An 18868-nucleotide genomic window follows, 5' to 3' on the forward strand; every position below is an offset into this window, starting at 1 on the left:
TTATTTGCGTTATTCCTAAACTTTCCCTTCAAAAATACGATAACCTTACTAACATTGATGTTAATCAAACTTTTTCAAAAAGGCTGTTATGAAAAACATTGGTCCGGTCACCGGCAAGGAAAACCGCTTTCCCGATCACTATCGACTCATTTCGTCGACAGATCTCAAGGGTATTATCACCCACTGCAACGAAGATTTCGTCAATGTCAGTGGCTATACTCGCGCAGAATTAATTGGCTCTCCCCACAATATTCTTCGTCACCCCGATATGCCGGCTGGCGTTTTCGAGCAAATGTGGAAAACCATTAAGCGCGGCAAGCCCTGGATGGGTTTGGTCAAAAACCGTTGTAAAAATGGCGACCACTACTGGGTCAGTGCGTATGTCACGCCTATTATGGAAGACGGAAAACCTAAAGGCTTTGAGTCCGTTCGCGTTGCCGCATCCGAGCAGCGTAAAAAACGCGCTCAAGCTATTTACGATCGCTTAAATGCCGACAAACATGCCCTACCTCTAACACAGCGTTTATGGCTTGGCTGCAAAGACCTCATGCCGGTTGTGATTCCGGGCATTGCGGCCAGTGCGGTCATCGCACTAATGGGTCAGCCCGTGCCCGCGCTTATCACGCTGGCGGCTACCGCACTAACCACCTTTGCCTATGGCGCTTATATTGGTCGTATGCTGCAAGGGTTACTCAACCTGCGTCCCGAAGCCTTCGACTCTGAGCTGGTTGGAATGACCTATTTCGATATGCAGGGCCGAGAAGCAAAATTGGCAATGCAGTTATTGAGTGAAGGGGCACGAAACAGAACCGCCCTTAGCCGCATGAAAGACGCAGTTTCAGGGCTTTTAGCGATAGCTGATGACACTCACCAACAAGCAGCCGACAGTAAGGCGCAAATAGACAGGCAAACAGCATCGACCGAACAAACCGCAACAGCTATGAATGAAATGTCGTCAGCGATCCAAGAAGTGGCTGATACGGTAGAGCGTAACGCTCAGCAAGCGGAATCGGCCCGGGCTAATGTTGAAAATAGTGTTCAGCTCGCGCGCCAAGCGAGTGATGTTATAGTCAGCTTGCACGATGCGGTTAAGGAAATTGCTCAAACGGTTCATGAACTCGATCAGTCGACCGGAGCCATAGGCGAAGCAGCCGATTTAATTTCATCGATTGCCGACCAAACCAATCTACTGGCTCTTAACGCAGCCATAGAGGCAGCGCGCGCCGGTGAACACGGTCGCGGGTTCTCAGTAGTGGCAGACGAAGTACGTAACCTGGCGCAACGCACAACTCAGTCAACAGACAGCATTCACCAGGTCATTCAACAACTGCGTGATAAGGCGGGTAACGCGGTTTCTGTATCGAACAAAGGTGAAGAGGCTGCGGCAGAGGGTGTTAATAAGGTCAGAGAAGCCGATACAGCATTAGGCGAAATATCGACGGCTATCGAAGAAATTTCGGATATGTCCACACAAATGGCGTCGGCCGTTGAAGAGCAAAGCGGCGTTGCAGAGCATATTAGCGAGCAAATCACCTCTATTGCTGACACCGCTCGTTCAACTCAGGCAACGTCAGAGCAGACTCAAAGTTCGAGTACAGAGCTGCAATCGACCATTAAGCAGTTGTACTCTCTTATTGAGCGCTTTGACCTGAAGTCTTAAGAGTTATCCGGCTCTTTGTGATGAGTGCGTCGCTCAGCGGCGCGCTCAGTTTCCTCTAAAAAGTCCACGTCATCGACGTCAACTTCCGGAATTTCGCCACACACATCACCACCAAGCTTATTCACTGCCTGGCATAAATCCGATACTTTATTGTCTAATACTTGGACGTGGTCCAACATACGGCCTATCGCTGTCGCGACAGGATCAGGGTTATCCGCCGAAATCGCATACGCATCAAAACCATACTCTCGCGCCATTTTTTCGCGACGTTCACTGGTTTCTTTATCGATACCCGACTTCGCCACACGTGCGGGAATACCGACAACCGTTGTTAATTCAGGTACATCCCGAACAACAACCGCGTTCGAGCCAATTCTAGCCTGATGCCCAACCGTTAAAGGCCCTAAAACTTTTGCTCCGGCACCAATAACAACGCCGTCTTTCAACGTTGGATGTCTTTTGCCTTTATGCCAGCTGGTGCCGCCTAACGTGACGCCGTGATACAAAGTAACGTCGTCACCTATTTCCGCTGTTTCACCAATCACAACGCCCATGCCGTGGTCGATGAAAAAGCGACGCCCTATTTTAGCGCCAGGATGTATCTCAACACCGGTCAGCCAACGCGCAACGTTTGAAAGAAAACGAGCTAGCCAATATAGCTTCCATGTCCACAGTTTGTGGCTTATACGATGAAACCAAATGGCGTGCAGCCCAGGATAATGGAACAGTACTTCCATGGTATTGCGAGCAGCCGGGTCACGGTCGAATACACTGGCGATATCTTCTTTCATTCCTTTAAAAAACGCCATGCGGCCTCCTCAGGCGGCGGGAAAATTCTTCAATAGCTTATCGACGTCGGCAAGGATAATGTCGCGCATACTCTTCTCGTATCCTTCGCGCTCATCATCCAGCTCACGAATCTTTTTCTTAGGAAACTTTTTGCGGTTTTCATGCGTCGGCATGTGTTTAATTTTGTCGTACATGTCATGCATAGCCGGATAGTCCTGCGAGTAGTCATATTTGACCGCCTCAGGCCGATGATCGAGCAGCACAACGATTCGTAAACACCCTTCAGACAAAGGACACTGCTCTTGTTGCATTGCCTTAGCTATCGTAATAATACTCTCGTCAATTCTATCAACACGCTTTTGGACGGCCGCTTTACGTATATTATTCTGACCACGTAGTCGTAACATTAGCGTTGCCGCATACCATCCAAGCCCGATAATAATCACGAGCCCAACTATGGCTATTACCCAAAGTAGTTCACTGGACATTAGTACTCCTCATCATCCCAGTCGTCATCAAGCTCGTAACCCAGCTTGCTGATAAGTGTTTCGTAACGCTCTGACTTTTCATCCAAATAGCGCTGGTCTTCCGCACTCAAGGTTTCCCCTTCTTCAAAGCGTTCAGCCAAAGTTTGTAGACGCTCATCGTTTTGCAGCTGCTGCAACTCCTGCTCAGGCGTCATCACAAGTTCTATTTTACGGCGGCTACCAACACGAGGATCTTTCTCATCCGTACTTTTGCTTTGAGTCACTGCTGCTTTTTGACTCTCAAGATGGCGCTGGCCCGGTCGCAGACCTTTCCCTTTCTTTTTACCTTTAGTGCTTGTTTCACTTGGGCGCTTGTCTTTTGGCTGCTTCGAGGGCGCCAAAGGACCTGTTTTACGTGTTTTCTTTCGGCGAGTCATTGTCGCTCCTGGTTAGGAAAACTTTAAAGTAAAGATATAGGGGTATTGTAACGCAAGAATGCGTAAAACGTCATTGTTGGAATAATAATGAGGGCAGAAAAGAAAAAAGGCGATGTTTCCATCGCCTGCTTTCTCATAAGATGGGCAGCGCACTGCTACTATGAGAATGGTTGTCACTGCTTCCGAGTTGTTATTGCGGTCTTCCGTAACCTGCTTTTTATTGTTGTTATTATTAAATGGAGCAACCGCAAGCCTCTCGGCTATTTACTCCCTGGATTATCGATAAATGAGATGACTGTTTATAAAACGGAAATCTAACTTTTCGATAATCGCCTCGACCTCTTGTTATTTTTTTGTATCGAGTTAGCTGTATTTTTACAGTCTTTTTATTATTTTCTCAAGGGCTACAAGCCAATTATTTTTGTTTTTGTCAGGCTAGACCGTCCTCGAGCGTTGTTAACAATACTTGAACCAAATATTAATTCAACAACTTTCTTGATCTAAAAAACAACTTTTTTATTACTTTTTGATAACAAAACAAAAAAATCACTGACTTTTTATGCGCTTAGTTATAAAAAAAGCGGCATCAAGCCGCTTTCTTTCAAATTGACTCTATTTTGGCTAACGATTAGTACAAACCGCTCAAAAACTTCGACATGAGTTCAATTTCTTCGTCTGTCATTTTCTCAGCAACGCCTCGCATCATGCCATTTGGATCATTTGCACGCTCACCGCTGCGGAACATTTTCAACTGAGACTCCGTGTAGGCTGCATGCTGACCTGAAATGTCAGGAAATGCCGCTAAGCCCATGCCATTACCACGCGGACCATGACAAGCTGCACATGATGGAATATTGGTTTCGGGATTACCGCGGCGGAAGAAATCTTCGCCCTTTGCAATTAATTCTTTAGGTGTTTCGCCTTTTGGCTCGTCTTGCGATGCATAGAATGCAGCCAGATCCGCCATGTCTTGTTCAGATAAGCTTGCTACTTGTCCCATCATAATCGGGTTGTTCCGGCCTTCTTCACCGCCTGTTTCAGAGGCGCGCTTAAAGTCCATCAACTGCTTATACAAATACTTTTCGTGTTGACCGGCTAAGTGCGGGTACATATCGGTTGGAGATTCACCATTGGGCCCATGACAAGCCGCACATACCTGTGATTTCTCTTTACCAGCTTCGGCATCGCCACTTTGCGCTAATGCGATACCCGTGGTACCGAAGAAAAGTCCCAATAAGATTGCGAATTTTTTCATGTTTGCTTCTCTTCTGTTCTGGATGGCGCCACGCGCCCCAACAAATCACCTTAAACAGGTTGCTATTTTACACAAAACTTGTGTGGATTAAATGATTAATAGCTAATCTATCTGGAATTCGTCGTTGGCTGACGTGCTGAGATCATTCATAATGGGGTCTGTTTTAGATTTTTTTAACCAATAAGCGACCCTATCTGTGTCAATGAAACCTCTGAACTATGCAAGCGCTAGCTTTGTCACCAGCGCACCAGACATTACTAAATTGCCGCCTGATACGGGAATTGAAATTGCTTTCGCCGGGCGCTCTAACGCCGGTAAATCAAGTGCGCTAAACACGTTAACACGGCAAAAAGCTTTGGCCAGAACCAGTAAGACCCCCGGCCGTACACAGTTAATTAACGTATTTGAACTCGACAGCGGCGAGCGACTCATCGACTTACCCGGTTATGGTTTCGCGAAAGTGCCTATGGCAGTTAAAGAAAAGTGGCAAAAGGCGTTGGCTGAATACTTGCAAAAACGCGACAGCTTAAAAGGCATTGTGGTACTTATGGATATTCGCCATCCGTTCCGCGAAACGGACCAAGAGCTTATCTACTGGGCAGCCGACTGCGGTATTCCTGTGCTTGCTTTGCTGACCAAAGCAGACAAGCTAAAGCAAGGTGCGCGCAAATCGACGGTTTTACAGGCCAGGCAGGCAGCCATTGCATTTAATGGTGATGTTCAAGTTGAAGCCTTTTCCTCTTTAAAACGCATTGGCGTAGAGCAACTTGAAAACAAACTCAACGAGTGGTTTGGCAGCCAAGATGACGGATAATCAACACCCACTCAGCGCTTGGTTGTTATTGGGGTTACTTTCCCTTATTTGGGGGAGCTCATTTCTGTTGATTAAAAAGGGCCTTATCGCATTTGGTCCCATGGAAGTGGGCGCTTTAAGAATTAGCTCTGCAGGTATTGTATTAGCGCCCTTTATAGCAAAACGTCTGAATAAAATTACTCGTAAACACTGGTTGAAGCTAGCCAGTGTTGGATTGGTCGGCAGCTTCATACCGGCTTTCATGTTTGCCATTGCACAAACGCAGCTCGCCAGTGGTGTCACCGGCGTGTTGAATGCATTAACACCCATCACCACACTGGTTATCGGCGCGCTATTTTTCCATCAGTCGGCCAAAGTCGCTCAGGTTATCGGTATTATCATTGGTTTAGGCGGTACACTGTTACTAATAACGGCCTCAGCGAATGGTGGTTGGGATTTTAATCTCTACGCACTGCTAGTCATGGCCGCAACCGTTTGTTACGGACTTAACCTCAACCTGATAAAACACAAAATAACCGATTTGGCGCCGCTGACAATTACCGGCATTTCCTTATTAATGGCGGCGGTACCAGCTACCATCTACCTGTTTGTGGGTACCGAGTTTGTGACACAAGTTCAACAACCGGGTGCCATGCTGTCATTGGTGTCGGTATTGGTATTAGGCATTATTGGTACAGCCGGAGCCTTAGTTATTTTTAACCACGTCGTTCGCCTAACCAATACGGTATTTACCAGTTCAGTCACTTACCTTATTCCAGTTGTTGCCGTGTTGCTGGGTGTACTCGACGGCGAACCGTTCTGGTTTCAGCATGGTATCGGCATGGCAGCCATTTTAGTTGGTGTCTGGTTTGCTAACCGAAAAGGTCGTTCAGGGCTTGCTGGCATGCCTGCGCGGGATAAAAGCAAAAACACCGCAACTCAGAAAGAAACATAAAAAACCCGGCTCAAGAGAGCCGGGTAAAAAGTAATCCAGGGAGAACAATTTGTTGAGGGTGGATTATTTCCCTCAATTAATCTGACTAGGGTGCTCAAAAAAAGTTCAGCTTTTTTTGAATCTAGTGTGCTTCATCCCAGTTTTTTCCTTTGCCCGCTTCTGCAATCAAAGGCACATCAAGGCGTGCAGCATTTTCCATAACCGCAGTTAACTTCTTAATGTAGTCGTCCAGTTTTGCTTCTTTTATTTCAAAAACAAGCTCATCGTGCACCTGCATCAGCATACGAACATCGTCCTGGCAGTTATTTTTGGTAATCCAGTCGGCCACCTGCAGCATCGCTTTTTTAATAATATCTGCCGCAGTGCCCTGCATTGGCGCATTAATTGCCGCTCGTTCAGCACCTTTTCGTCGCGCTCCATTACTGGCTTTTATGTCCGGCAACGGCAAACGACGACCAAATAAGGTCTTAACGTACCCTTGATCTTTCGCTTGCTTGCGGGTGTCTTCCATGTATCTCAAGACTCCGGGAAAGCGCTCAAAGTATTTGTCCATGTAATGCTGAGCGTCGTTACGAGCAATGCCCAGCTGACGTGCCAAACCGAACGCAGACATACCGTAAATAAGCCCAAAGTTTACGGCCTTTGCTTGTCGACGCTGCTCGTCCGTGACTTCTTCAGTCTTGCATCCAAAAACTTCTGCCGCTGTTGCCCGGTGAATATCCAGGCCTTCGGCAAAGGCGTTCAGCAGTGATTTGTCTTGCGACAAGTGAGCCATAATCCGAAGCTCTATTTGACTGTAATCGATAGCCACTATTTTATAGCCATCTTCCGGAACAAAGGCCTGACGAACACGTCGCCCTTCTGCGGTTCGAATCGGGATATTCTGCAGATTTGGATCCGTCGATGACAGTCGTCCAGTTGCTGCAACTGCTTGCTGATACGACGTATGCACTCGCCCCGTTTCGGGGTTTATCATTTTAGGCAACTTGTCAGTGTAGGTTGATTTCAGCTTAGACAAGCTTCGATGCTGCAATATCACATCCGGCAGCGGGTAATCATGCGCTAGCTCGTGCAACACTTCTTCTGCCGTTGACGGGGCACCTTTAGGGGTTTTCTTAATGACCGGAAGCTCCAGCTTTTCAAAGAAAATGCGCTGTAGCTGCTTAGTCGAACCCAAATTAAACTCTTCTCCGGCAATATCGAACGCTTTTTTCTCAAGCTCAGCCAGCTTTTCGGTAATTTCCTGGCTTTGCTTGCCCAGCAAATTAGCGTCAATACGCACACCGTACTGCTCCATATCGCACAGCACAGAAATAAGCGGCACCTCAATATCGGTTAAAACACTTTGTAGCTCGCTGCCCGTTTCCTCCACTTTTTTCCAAAGCACCTCATGCAGACGCAACGTAATATCCGCGTCTTCAGCGGCATAAGGGGCGGCTTTCTCAAGCTCAATTTGATTGAAGGTCAGCTGCTTCGCACCTTTACCGGCAATGTCTTCGAAGCTAATGGTTTTATGGTTTAAATAATGCAGGCTTAGAGTGTCCATGTCGTGGCGCGTACCCACGCTATTAAACACATAAGACGCCAGCATGGTGTCATTTAAAATGCCACCCAACCGAATGCCGTAGCGACGCAAAATATGCGCATCGTATTTTAAGTTCTGACCCACTTTTTTCGGGCTGTCGCCCTCTAAAATCGGTTTTAGCTTTTTCAGCAACCAGTCGCGGCCCACCTGTTCAGGTGCGTCCATATAATCATGCCCCACCGGAATGTAAACCGCTTCACCTGGCTCGGTTGCTAATGACACGCCAACTAACTCAGCCTGCATATAATTCAAGCTAGTGGTTTCGGTATCAAATGCCACAAAATCCGCGTCAGAAAGCCCATTGAGATAGTCATCTACCTCTTTTTCGGTTTGTAGCGTTCGGTAGCCCTTTGAGGAAATATCGCTACTGACCTTATCAGAGCTTTCTTCACCCAGCGCTTGATCAGTCGCAGCGCCCTGCTCCATAAGCTCTCCCAGCCAACGGCGGAATTCACACTGACCATAAAGCTCTGCTAATTTTTCCGCATCTGCTGGTTGAATATGGAGATCATCCGGGTGCATCGGCAACTCAACATCGAGTTTGATAGTGGCCAATTCACGCGACATCAGCAACTGGTCTTTGTACTCACTAAGCTTGTCCGGCATCGACTTAGCACCGCGGAATGATAGGGACGTTACCGCGTCGATATTGTCGTAAATTTCATCAATACTGGGTATGCCCTGAAGCATGGCCTGAGCCGTCTTCTCACCGACCTTGGGCAGGCCAGGAATATTATCTGAGCTGTCGCCCATGAGTGCCAGGTAATCAATAATTTGCTCAGGTTTAACACCAAACTTCTTCTCAACACCCTCAGTATCCATGAGTGTATCGGTCATGGTGTTTATCAGCATAACGTGATCATTCACCAGCTGCGCCATGTCTTTATCGCCCGTACTGATGAGCGTAAAACGGCCCTGATCGCCGGCTTGCTGCGCTAATGTGCCAATAACGTCGTCGGCCTCGACACCGTCAATGCACAATAGCGGCAGACCCATTGCTTTAACAATACTGTGGAGTGTCTCAATTTGGCTTCGAAGATCATCCGGCATTGGCGGTCTGTGCGCTTTGTATTCCTCATAGATATCACTTCGGAAGGTTTTACCTTTCGCATCAAACACAACGGCCATGTGCGAGGGCTGGTATTTTTTTAACAGGCTGCGAAGCATATTTACCACACCATATATCGCGCCGGTTGGTTCACCATTGGAGTTAGTTAAGTGTGGCGGCGCATGAAACGCACGGAATAAATACGATGAGCCATCAACAAGAATAAAAGGGTTCTCAGGAACGGTTGCCGACATAGGTTTTGTGTCCGATTAAACATTTCCTAATAGGATGCCACATCTGGCGGTTTCACACCACTGAACAGACTGTGCATAAGCTGTTGATATGTTTGTTGACAACGATCTATTCCACAGTCAGAAAACAAAGTTTCCCCGTGTCTTTAAATATAGCTAACTTATTGATATTGATGGGTTTAAAACGGCAGGTACCCTAGCTTACCTTATTATTTTTATTGCTAAAGCTTCACTGTGGAAACTTATTGATTTGGTCTTCAGTAAGACTGAAAAAACTTTTCCCAAACCGGTCAAACAGACTACCACAAAATTCGGGATGATCTACTACCAAAATCCATTTTTTTATATTCTTTTGTTCGGTAATTTTTCGGATTTATAAAACTTTTTATAAATCACTTAGAAATCAGTGGGTTCAGCCTCGTATTTTGGACATAACAAAGGTGGTATTCGGCCGCTCTCCACCCATCCATAATTGGTAAGAGGAAGCCGCCTGCTCAATCAACATTCCCAATCCATCGGCACGGTTTTTAACGCCAGCCTTTTCCAGTTGCTTCAGAAAATGAGTGGGGGTATCGCTGTACATTAAATCATAGCCCCAGGCGTCGTAAGTAAAACGTCCCGGCAACGGAATATCCATATTGTGAAGACTGCTGCTGGTGGCATTTACGACTGCACCAATCTGTTCGTTAATACTGTTGGCATTTGATACAACCTGAATATTCTCGGCATCGAGAACACTCAAGTCGACAAGCAACTGCTTAAGAACTTGGGCTTTCTCCAGCGTTCGGTTAACCAAATACACTTTCGCCGGACTCAAACTCAGTAACGCAGGTAACACGCCGCGAGCTGAGCCACCTGCACCTAACAAAACAAGTGAGCGCCCACTTACACGAAAGCCTTTGCTATTTAAATCTTTAACTAAGCCTTCACCGTCGGTGTTGTCTCCAACAACAAAGCCTGAGCCAACTCTCATTAACGTGTTTACTGCGCCAGCAACCCGGGCTCTATCCGTTAAGATGTTTGCCAGTTGTGCTGCTTGCTCTTTAAATGGCAAGGTAACATTCGCACCCAATCCGCCATTTCGAAAAAACTCCGCTACTGCTTTTGGAAAAAGAGCCGGCGTTGCTAGCATTCGCTCATACAAAATACGCTCATCGCGAAGCTCTGCAAATAAACTATGAATGGTTGGTGACAAACTGTGAGCCACCGGGTTCCCGAAAACCCCCAAACGCACTGGACTCGTCATTGCTCTGCCAACCAATCTCGTGGTTGCAAATAATAAGACGTTAGCAGCTCTTCGGGGGAACCAGGCTCTGGCGTCCAGTTATACTCCCAGCGCACAAGCGGAGGCATCGACATTAAAATGGACTCGGTACGGCCACCTGTTTGCAGACCAAACAGGGTTCCTCTGTCCCACACCAGGTTAAACTCAACATAACGCCCACGTCGATACAGCTGAAAGTCTCGGTGCTGCTCGGTGTAAGGGGTCTCTTTACGGCGTTCGACTATCGGCAAATAAGCCCGGGTAAAGGCATCGCCCACCGCCTTTATCACCGAAAAGCATTCTTCGAATGGCCGGTCATTCAAATCATCAAAAAAAACGCCACCCACACCGCGCGCTTCGTTGCGGTGTTTTAAAAAAAAGTAGTCGTCGCACCATTGCTTGTATTCCGGATAAAACGCTTCATCAACGCTGTCTAACGCCTGCTTCGCTGTTTTATGCCAGCCAACGACGTCTTCTTCAAACGCATAAAACGGCGTTAAATCAAAGCCACCTCCGAACCACCAAACTGGCTCTTCCCCTTCCTTTTGGGCAATAAAAAAGCGCACATTCATGTGAACGGTTGGTACGAATGGGTTTTTAGGGTGCAACACCAACGACACGCCGCAGGCATTAAAGTCACGACCTTCCAGTTCCGGTCGGTGCGCGGTTGCAGAGGCAGGCATTTTTTCACCATACACATGCGAGAAACCGACGCCGCCTTGCTCAAAAACCGCACCATTTTTTAAAATACGAGAGCGCCCGCCGCCCCCGCCTGGTCGGTCCCAGCTGTCTTCCTGAAACCTTTCTGCACCGTCTGCCTCTTCTAACTGCTGGCAAATACTGTCCTGCAGTGCCATTAAGTAGTCTTTTACTTGCGTTAAATAGCTACTATGCATCGTCTCGAAGCACCTTATTGCTAAATGGGTCGATAATACGAGTCGGGTTCTTAGCGCCGCCGGTTGGAGCATCCATTACCCAGCTGACTTTGTCACCAAACTGCTGCGTAACTTCTTCAGCGGTACGTGCCGGCTCTTCGCCGGTTAGGTTGGCACTGGTGGACACCAGCGCATGACCCAGCTCACGGCATAACTCCCGCACTGCTTCGTGGGCGGAAACACGCACAGCAATGGTATCTCGTCCGCCAGTCAGCAGTCGCGACGTTGTTTTCCTTGCCGGCAGAATAAGCGTCACAGGACCCGGCCAGTGCGAAAGCACAGAAAACCGTTTATCCTGCGGTATGGCCGTGTCATCAACATACGGCAGCAATTGGCTGTAGTCAGCGGCAATTAAAATAACGCCTTTTTCTGCAGGGCGCTGCTTCAAGCTGAGTAGTCGTTGAATAGCAACTTCATTGGACGGGTCACAGCCAAGCCCAAAAACGGCTTCTGTTGGGTACGCTATCACCCCGGTTTTTACCGCTTCTTTCGCGGCTTCCCAGTCGTGAGACATAAGACACTCTCTCGTTAAATCGTTGCGGGGTATTATAGCGTGTCAGATTTATAGTCGCATTGCTTTTGTATACAGACTTTTCGCATACCGGAGGCTGTTTTGCGCTTCACTAACAATGCAAAACCACACTTGGGACAAGATTCATCCACCGGCGGCTGATTCACCGTAAATTGGCAGGTGGGGTACTGGTCACAGGCATAGAACACGGTGCCTCGGCGGGACGTTTTTTGTCGCAATTGACCTTTTTTACACTCGGGGCATTGAATGGTGTCGTCATTATCCGCATCAGGCTCAGTAACGAATTCACAGTCGGGGAAGTTGCTGCACCCGACAAATAAGCCATAGCGACCGCTTTTCAATTGCAGTTCTTCGCCACACTCAGGACAGGGAACGCCTAAGTTTTCAGGCTCTATTTCAAACTGTTCTCTTAAGCCACGCTTGTAATCGCAGTCTGGGTAGCCGGTACAACCTAAAAAGCTGTTATGGCCAACGTGTTTTATAACTAACGGCCGCTGACAACGCGGGCAGCGTTCATCAGCGGACATTAATGTAAGGGTCCGTCTGCTTCTTCGAACAGAAGCCCTTCCATTTGGTCGTAAGCAGCTTCTTGCCCGGGCACATTAAACAACACCATCAAAACAACCCATTTCAGGTCGTCTAATGTAAAGCGGGTTGTTTCCAGCTCCATGACACGGTCAATAACCACCTCTCGCGTGGCAAAGTCCAACACGCCTAAATTTTCCAGATACATGATAAAACCACGACACTGGCTGTCCAGGCGAGTCATTTCATCGGCTGTATAAATGCGAGTCGCTTGGGTAGCGGACGCATCAATATAAGATTTGGTTTCTAATTCCTGTAAGTCGGCCAAGCGCTCTAACCACGCTAACGCCTTTTGAATTTCCTGTTCACGGAAACCAGCGCGCGTTAATTCATTGGTCAGCTCGTCGTGATCGACCACCACTTCCATTTCAGAATGGATATAGTTTTCAAATAAATACATGAGGATATCAAACATGATTTAGCGCCTCCCCACTTTGATATAACCGCCTGGTACGGCTGCCACAAGTCCATCTAATTCGTATAACACTATCTTCTCCATGACTTCAGCAACCTCGAGTCCGGACAATTGTACCATGTCATCAATTGTTCGTGGCTCTGAATTCAGACTAGCGAACAAACGGCAGTTTGCCAAGCTTTCATTCTCGCCGTTCAGTCGGTTGTCATCGACAGAGCCAGCCGCACTGACATCAAACCAATCGAGGATGTCCTGAGGCGTGTTAATCAACTTAGCGCCTTGCTGCAATAGCCAGTGACACCCCTGATGCTCCGGCATTAAAACGGAGCCCGGCACCGCACCCACTTCTCGACCTTCGTTCAGACCATGAATGGCGGTCGACAACGAGCCACTTTTTCGGGCTGCCTCTACCACCACAACGGCCTGACTAATACCACTAATAATACGGTTACGACGGGGGAAGTGATCAATTCTGGCTGTCTGCCCTGGCGGAAACTCAGAAATCAGCAGCCCCTGATGAGCAATGAAATCTTGCAGCGTTTTATTTCTGCGCGGGTAATACTGATCAATACCCGTTCCCAATACGGCAATGGTTTTACCTTTATCGGCGGCTGTTTTATGCGCCTGCGCGTCGATACCCATCGCCAAACCGCTCACCACGACGATACCTGCAGCAACCAAATCTTTGGCTATCCAATCCGTTATTTGCAAACCACTATGCGATGCTTTTCGACTGCCAACAACAGCCACACTCACACCTCCCAGTAGTTCTTTGCGGCCCCGGTAATACAACAACCACGGAGGATTTTGAATGGACTTTAAAGCTTCCGGATAGTCATCACAAAAATAAGAAATAACTCCCTGCCGCTCTGTTTGTGCCCATGTTTTGGCTGCGTTTATCCATTTAGGGTTGACCGGTTTAAACGATTGCCCCCATCGTTCCGATAACTCCGTAATGGAAGTGCTCTCTCTCGCGGCTTTCTGTACCTTGTTTGGCGCCTTTGACGCCCCCATTAATAAACATAAGTGCTCAGCATCCATGCCCTGTCCTTCACCGGTCAATTTAAGGTAAACTATAGGGTAGGTGAAGTTTTGGAGGTTTCTATGGCAAAAATGACAGTTCTTAAATATCCCGACGAACGTTTACGTAAAGTCGCACAAGTAATTCCGAAAGTAGACGATACTATTCGTGCGGTTATCGATGATATGTTCGAAACCATGTACGACGAACAAGGTGTCGGACTGGCCGCAACGCAGGTGGATGTGCATCAGCGTTTATTCGTCGCCGATTGCAGCGAAGATCAAAATGAGCCGTTAGTGTTCATTAATCCGGAAATCACCAAGGCCGAAGGTCATTTTAAAAATGACGAAGGCTGCCTGTCGTTCCCGGGGGTTTACGCCAAAGTTGAACGAGCCGAAACCATTACCGTCAAAGCGTTAGATAAAAACGGTGAAGAGTTCTCACTGAATGCAGAAGGCTTACTGGCTATTTGTATTCAACACGAAATAGACCATTTAAACGGCAAATTGTTTGTCGATTATCTGTCCCCGCTAAAACGTGAGCGCATTCGCAAAAAACTGGAAAAAGAGCAGCGTTTAGCTGAAAAATTTGCGTCGGAAGCCCAATAATGCGCATCGTTTTTGCCGGAACCCCTGATTTTGCGGCACAGCACTTGTCGCATCTTTTAGACGCCGACTTTAACGTAGTCGGTGTCTACACACAGCCTGACCGCCCTGCCGGACGTGGAAAAAAACTACAACCCAGTGCCGTAAAGCAATTGGCTGAAGCTAACCAGTTAGCCGTGTTTCAGCCTGAGTCGCTGAAAACAGAAGCAGCGCAAGAAGAACTAAAGGCATTAAAACCAGACGTCATGGTTGTGGTGGCTTACGGTTTATTATTGCCTCAGTCTGTGCTCGATATTCCAACCCGGGGCTGTGTGAACGTGCACGGCTCACTGCTGCCAAGGTGGCGTGGCGCAGCGCCTATTCAGCGAGCGATATGGGCGGGCGACACTGAGTCCGGCGTTGCAGTGATGCAAATGGAAGCGGGGTTAGATACCGGTCCCGTACTGCTGGAAAAACGCTGCGCAATTGACCCTGATGAGACCTCAGCGTCGTTGTATAAAAAGCTTGAAGCACTGGGTCCGCAAGCTTTAATTCAGACACTGAAAAACTTAGACGCATACCACGCCAAAGCCCAGGTTCAGAATGACCAACAAGCCACGTATGCCAAAAAACTCACTAAGGCGGAAGCAAAAATCGACTGGAATGAGTCTGCGGCCTTTATTGAGCGTTGTACCCGGGCATTTACCCCCTGGCCGGTGAGCTGGTGCGAGTCCGGCCAATTGGGTGAACAAAAAACCATAAAAGTTATTGAAGCGGAAATTGCACAGGGTGCAAGCCAAGCAGCGCCGGGGACTATTGTACAAACCTCTAGCGACGGTATCGATGTTGCCACGGGTGATGGTGTTTTACGAATCACGAAAGCACAAATGCCAGGAAAAAAGCCTCAGCCAGCCGCAACACTCATTAACGGTTATGCCAAGGTTTTTACTGAAGGCTTACAGCTATTATGAGTGAGTCAAACAAAAGTGAGAGCAAAGGATCAGGTGCAACGAGCCGAGCTGCTGCAGCGACTGCGCTTTTCCAGGTATTAGAAAAAGGCGAGTCGTTATCCACTGCGCTGCCCAACGCCACCGCAAAGCTTTCCCCGCAGGACAAACGTTTAGCGAGTGCAATTAGCTACGGCGTGTTGCGCGTTCTTCCTACGTTAAACAAGCTTGTTGGCGCCAAGCTGCAACAGCCACTTAAAGGCAAACTGAAAGTTCTGCACTACCTGCTATTGGTTGGTGCGTACCAGCTCTATTGTCAGCGTATCAAAGACCACGCTGCAGTGAGCGCAACGGTTGAAGCTGCCGTTGTGTTGAAAAAGCGCAGTAACAAAGCGCTTATAAACGGAGTTTTGCGCCAGCTATTACGCGAAGCGCCAGACGCCGATGAGAACTTTGAGCGCCACTTACCTGAGGACAACGCTCACAACCACCCTCGTTGGTTAGTACAACAGTTTGAAACTGACCACGGCGATAAAGCGGCATCAATTCTCAGGGAAAATAACCAGCACCCTCCGATGTGGCTTCGCGTTAACGAGCGCCAGTTCTCCCGCGATGACTATATGGCGCAACTGAAAAGCGAAGGTATTGACGCGGTGCCAGACACGGAAGCACGTAACGCGATTAAATTGCTAACGCCATGCCCTGTCGATAAATTACCTCATTTTCATGACGGCGCTGTGTCTGTGCAAGATCGCTCGGCACAACTGGCCGCTGACTATCTTAATGTGGATAACAGCCACCGGGTACTCGACTGCTGTGCCGCGCCGGGCGGAAAACTTTTACACTTATTGGAAAGGCACTCTTTTGACTGCCCGGTTCACGCTGTCGAACTTGACGCAAACCGAATAGAACGCATCAACGAGAACTTAGCACGCCAGCAGCTTTCGGCAGAGGTTCACTGTGCGGATGCGGCCGACCCGTCAAAGTGGTGGGACGGCAAGCCTTTTGACCGCATATTATTAGATGCACCCTGTTCTGCGACTGGCGTAATTCGTAGGCACCCGGACATCAAATGGCTGCGTAGACAAAGTGATATCACCGAGCTTGCCGAACTTCAGGGCCACATACTGAACGCATTATGGGAGACGCTTACTCCCGGGGGCGAACTCCTTTACGCAACTTGTTCAGTGATGCGGGTAGAGAATCAGTCTCAGATAGAGACTTTCCTAAAGCAGCACAGCGATGCTACTCTCATACCCATAGAGCCGGATCAGACCATGGTTCAAATTTTGCCAGGTGATGCTGACGGCGACGGCTTCTTTTACGCGAGACTTAAAAAAGCACAATGAAAATAATCATATTGGGTGTTGGTCAGGTTGGCGGTACGCTGGCAGAAAACTTAGTCGGCGAAAAAAACGATATTACGATTGTCGACACAAACGCCGACCTATTGGACGACTTACAGGACAAATACGATTTACGTGTCGTGGCCGGTAACGGCGCACATCCTGACGTTTTGCGACGCGCAGGTGCAGACGATGCTGACTTACTCATTGCGGTGACCAGTAGCGATGAAACCAATATGATTGCCTGCCAGGTCGCCTACTCTATTTTTAATACGCCAAAGAAAATTGCCCGTATTCGCTCAGAGGAATACATTCGTTACAAAGACCAGTTATTTCATAATCAGGATGCGCCGGTCGATAACATCATTTCACCTGAGCAGCTTGTTACCAATTATATTAAACGTTTAATTGACTACCCCGGCGCCCTGCAGGTTATGGAGTTTGCCGGCGGTCGAGCATCTCTTGTCGCCGTCAAAGCATACTATGGTGGTAAACTTGTGGGTCATGCTATTTCAACTCTGCGTGAGCATATTCCCAATATCGACACTCGTGTTGCCGCTATTTACCGTCAGGGCAAACCCATTCGCCCAACTGGCACAACAGTGATTGAAGCGGACGATGAAATTTTCTTTATTGCCGATACTCGACACATTAGCACGGTAATGCAAGAGCTTCAGAAGCTTGAGGACAAGTATCGCCGGATTATGATTGTTGGCGGCGGTAATATTGGTGCCGGCTTAGCAAAACAGCTTGAAGATGACCACCGGGTGAAGCTGATTGAGCGTTCTGAGACACGAGCCGAAGAGTTGTCTCAGCGTTTAGAGCATACTCTTATATTCCGGGGCGATGCGTCTGATCAGAAGCTTTTAGAAGAAGAGCACGTTGAAGATATAGATGTATTTATTGCTGTCACCAACGACGACGAAGCGAATATTATGTCGGCCATGCTGGCTAAGCGTATGGGTGCTCGCAAAACCATGGTGCTTATTCAGCGCAGTGCCTATGTCGACTTAGTTCAGGGCGGTGAAATCGATATTGCTATTTCTCCGCAACGCGCAACGGTATCAGCGCTACTGACTCACGTCCGTCGTGGCGATATTGTGAACGTTTACTCACTACGAAAAGGAGCCGCTGAGGCGATTGAAGCTATTGCGCACGGCGACGAAGACACCTCAAAAGTAGTAGGTAAAGCCATAAAAGACATCAAACTACCACCAGGTACCACCATCGGCGCAATTGTGCGTGGTAATGAAGTATTAATGGCGCACAGCGAAACCATCATTCACTCAGACGACCACGTTATTCTGTTCTTGCTCGATAAAAAATACATCGATCAGGTAGAAAGAGTCTTCCAGCCCAGTGCCATGTTCTTCTAGTCGATGGGTTCATACGGGCGCAATTGTACTCGCCCTTGTGTGGCGGCCTGTAGCTTTTCTTGCAATTCATTCACTTTCGAAGGCTCTAGCCGTACTTCCTGAGCAATAATGTCACTGTATTCTGCTTCCCGAACTTCTGCATCATAGCGTTCAAAAAGCTGCTCAACGGCACCTTGATCGGTATAGTCAAAGCGGATTGAGAACGACTGTTTATACACGAGCGTTTCCGCTTTTATATTGGGCAGCGCTTCATACACGGCGTCTTTATAAGCTCTCTGAAGGCCTCCGGTGCCTAGCTTTGTCCCTCCGAAATACCGGACAACTACAGCCGTTACCTGTCCTATACCAACGTCACACAGTGCCATCAACATAGGCCTGCCAGCCGTTCCTGACGGCTCGCCGTCATCGCTGTAGGCATAACCGTGACTGTCCTCGGGGTGACCAAACACTGACGCGGTACAATAGTGACTGGCTTTAGGGTAGCGCTTTTTAATCGTCTCTTTAAAGTCCAACGCTTCTTCCGATGTTTTTGTCGGACTTAAGCAGGCAATAAATCGACTACCTTTCACCTCAATTTCGGCTTCAGCGCCTTCTATGGCTATTAAATAATTCTCACCCGACAA

19 protein-coding genes are annotated in these 18868 nt (G+C 48.1%); 7 read left to right on the top strand and 12 right to left on the bottom strand.

Annotated elements, in window-relative coordinates; all coding sequences use genetic code 11:
- Window positions 1-88: 88 nt before the first annotated feature.
- Window positions 89-1660, top strand: a complete 1572-nt coding sequence (locus CWC33_RS05335; protein ID WP_100691094.1) for a methyl-accepting chemotaxis protein — start codon at window positions 89-91, stop codon at window positions 1658-1660.
- Here the strand turns inward: CWC33_RS05335 and cysE are convergent.
- The 4 genes from cysE to CWC33_RS05360 form a co-directional block, all read right to left on the bottom strand.
- Complete coding sequence (cysE, locus tag CWC33_RS05340; protein ID WP_100691095.1) at window positions 1657-2469, bottom strand: serine O-acetyltransferase; 813 nt, start codon at window positions 2467-2469, stop codon at window positions 1657-1659. The genes CWC33_RS05335 and cysE overlap by 4 nt on opposite strands.
- A gap of 9 nt (window positions 2470-2478) precedes the next feature.
- Window positions 2479-2937, bottom strand: coding sequence for a DUF2489 domain-containing protein (locus CWC33_RS05345; RefSeq protein ID WP_100691096.1), 459 nt, complete (start codon window positions 2935-2937; stop codon window positions 2479-2481).
- Window positions 2937-3353, bottom strand: a complete 417-nt coding sequence (yihI, locus tag CWC33_RS05350) for a Der GTPase-activating protein YihI (protein ID WP_100691097.1) — start codon at window positions 3351-3353, stop codon at window positions 2937-2939. Before yihI ends, CWC33_RS05345 begins: the two co-directional genes overlap by 1 nt.
- A 628-nt stretch (window positions 3354-3981) precedes the next feature.
- Entirely contained in the window at window positions 3982-4608 is a 627-nt protein-coding gene (locus CWC33_RS05360; protein ID WP_088769290.1) for a c-type cytochrome, read from the bottom strand.
- Between the two features lie 202 nt (window positions 4609-4810).
- Between CWC33_RS05360 and yihA the strand changes: the two genes are divergently transcribed.
- On the top strand, window positions 4811-5422 hold the full coding sequence (gene yihA, locus CWC33_RS05365; protein ID WP_442906208.1) for a ribosome biogenesis GTP-binding protein YihA/YsxC: 612 nt from the start codon (window positions 4811-4813) through the stop codon (window positions 5420-5422).
- Window positions 5412-6356, top strand: coding sequence for a DMT family transporter (locus CWC33_RS05370; protein ID WP_100691100.1), 945 nt, complete (start codon window positions 5412-5414; stop codon window positions 6354-6356). Before yihA ends, CWC33_RS05370 begins: the two co-directional genes overlap by 11 nt.
- Before the next feature lie 121 nt (window positions 6357-6477).
- Here the strand turns inward: CWC33_RS05370 and polA are convergent, their stop codons facing one another.
- The 7 genes from polA to dprA form a co-directional block, all read right to left on the bottom strand.
- Complete coding sequence (polA, locus tag CWC33_RS05375) at window positions 6478-9243, bottom strand: DNA polymerase I (protein ID WP_100691101.1); 2766 nt, start codon at window positions 9241-9243, stop codon at window positions 6478-6480.
- A gap of 409 nt (window positions 9244-9652) precedes the next feature.
- Window positions 9653-10486, bottom strand: a complete 834-nt coding sequence (gene aroE / locus CWC33_RS05380; protein WP_100691102.1) for a shikimate dehydrogenase — start codon at window positions 10484-10486, stop codon at window positions 9653-9655.
- The gene (hemF, locus tag CWC33_RS05385) at window positions 10483-11400 is read right to left on the bottom strand and encodes an oxygen-dependent coproporphyrinogen oxidase (RefSeq protein WP_100691103.1); all 918 of its coding nucleotides are present in this window, start codon (window positions 11398-11400) and stop codon (window positions 10483-10485) included. The genes aroE and hemF overlap by 4 nt, the downstream gene beginning before the upstream one ends.
- Window positions 11393-11953, bottom strand: coding sequence for an L-threonylcarbamoyladenylate synthase (locus tag CWC33_RS05390; RefSeq protein WP_100691104.1), 561 nt, complete (start codon window positions 11951-11953; stop codon window positions 11393-11395). Before CWC33_RS05390 ends, hemF begins: the two co-directional genes overlap by 8 nt.
- A gap of 32 nt (window positions 11954-11985) precedes the next feature.
- Window positions 11986-12498 carry a DNA topoisomerase family protein gene (locus CWC33_RS05395; protein ID WP_100691105.1) on the bottom strand — a complete coding sequence of 171 codons (513 nt, stop codon included), beginning with the start codon at window positions 12496-12498 and terminating at the stop codon, window positions 11986-11988.
- A complete protein-coding gene (locus CWC33_RS05400; RefSeq protein ID WP_058576479.1) occupies window positions 12498-12971 on the bottom strand; it encodes a DUF494 family protein in 474 nt (157 codons plus the stop codon). The genes CWC33_RS05395 and CWC33_RS05400 overlap by 1 nt, the downstream gene beginning before the upstream one ends.
- A 3-nt stretch (window positions 12972-12974) precedes the next feature.
- The gene (gene dprA, locus CWC33_RS05405) at window positions 12975-14012 is read right to left on the bottom strand and encodes a DNA-processing protein DprA (protein WP_232709852.1); all 1038 of its coding nucleotides are present in this window, start codon (window positions 14010-14012) and stop codon (window positions 12975-12977) included.
- 63 nt (window positions 14013-14075) lie between these two features.
- On the opposite strand from dprA, the gene def reads away from it, so the two are divergent.
- The 4 genes from def to trkA are packed head-to-tail and all read left to right on the top strand — an operon-like array spanning window position 14076 to window position 18245.
- A complete protein-coding gene (gene def, locus CWC33_RS05410) occupies window positions 14076-14600 on the top strand; it encodes a peptide deformylase (protein ID WP_100691106.1) in 525 nt (174 codons plus the stop codon).
- A complete protein-coding gene (gene fmt / locus CWC33_RS05415) occupies window positions 14600-15547 on the top strand; it encodes a methionyl-tRNA formyltransferase (RefSeq protein WP_100691107.1) in 948 nt (315 codons plus the stop codon). Before def ends, fmt begins: the two co-directional genes overlap by 1 nt.
- Window positions 15544-16872 carry a 16S rRNA (cytosine(967)-C(5))-methyltransferase RsmB gene (gene rsmB, locus CWC33_RS05420; protein ID WP_100691108.1) on the top strand — a complete coding sequence of 443 codons (1329 nt, stop codon included), beginning with the start codon at window positions 15544-15546 and terminating at the stop codon, window positions 16870-16872. Before fmt ends, rsmB begins: the two co-directional genes overlap by 4 nt.
- The gene (gene trkA / locus CWC33_RS05425) at window positions 16869-18245 is read left to right on the top strand and encodes a Trk system potassium transporter TrkA (protein ID WP_100691109.1); all 1377 of its coding nucleotides are present in this window, start codon (window positions 16869-16871) and stop codon (window positions 18243-18245) included. The genes rsmB and trkA overlap by 4 nt, the downstream gene beginning before the upstream one ends.
- Here trkA and CWC33_RS05430 read toward each other — a convergent pair.
- Entirely contained in the window at window positions 18242-18868 is a 627-nt protein-coding gene (locus CWC33_RS05430; RefSeq protein WP_100691110.1) for a YigZ family protein, read from the bottom strand. The genes trkA and CWC33_RS05430 overlap by 4 nt on opposite strands.

This window comes from Idiomarina sp. X4, assembly GCF_002808045.1.
Classification (GTDB): domain Bacteria; phylum Pseudomonadota; class Gammaproteobacteria; order Enterobacterales; family Alteromonadaceae; genus Idiomarina.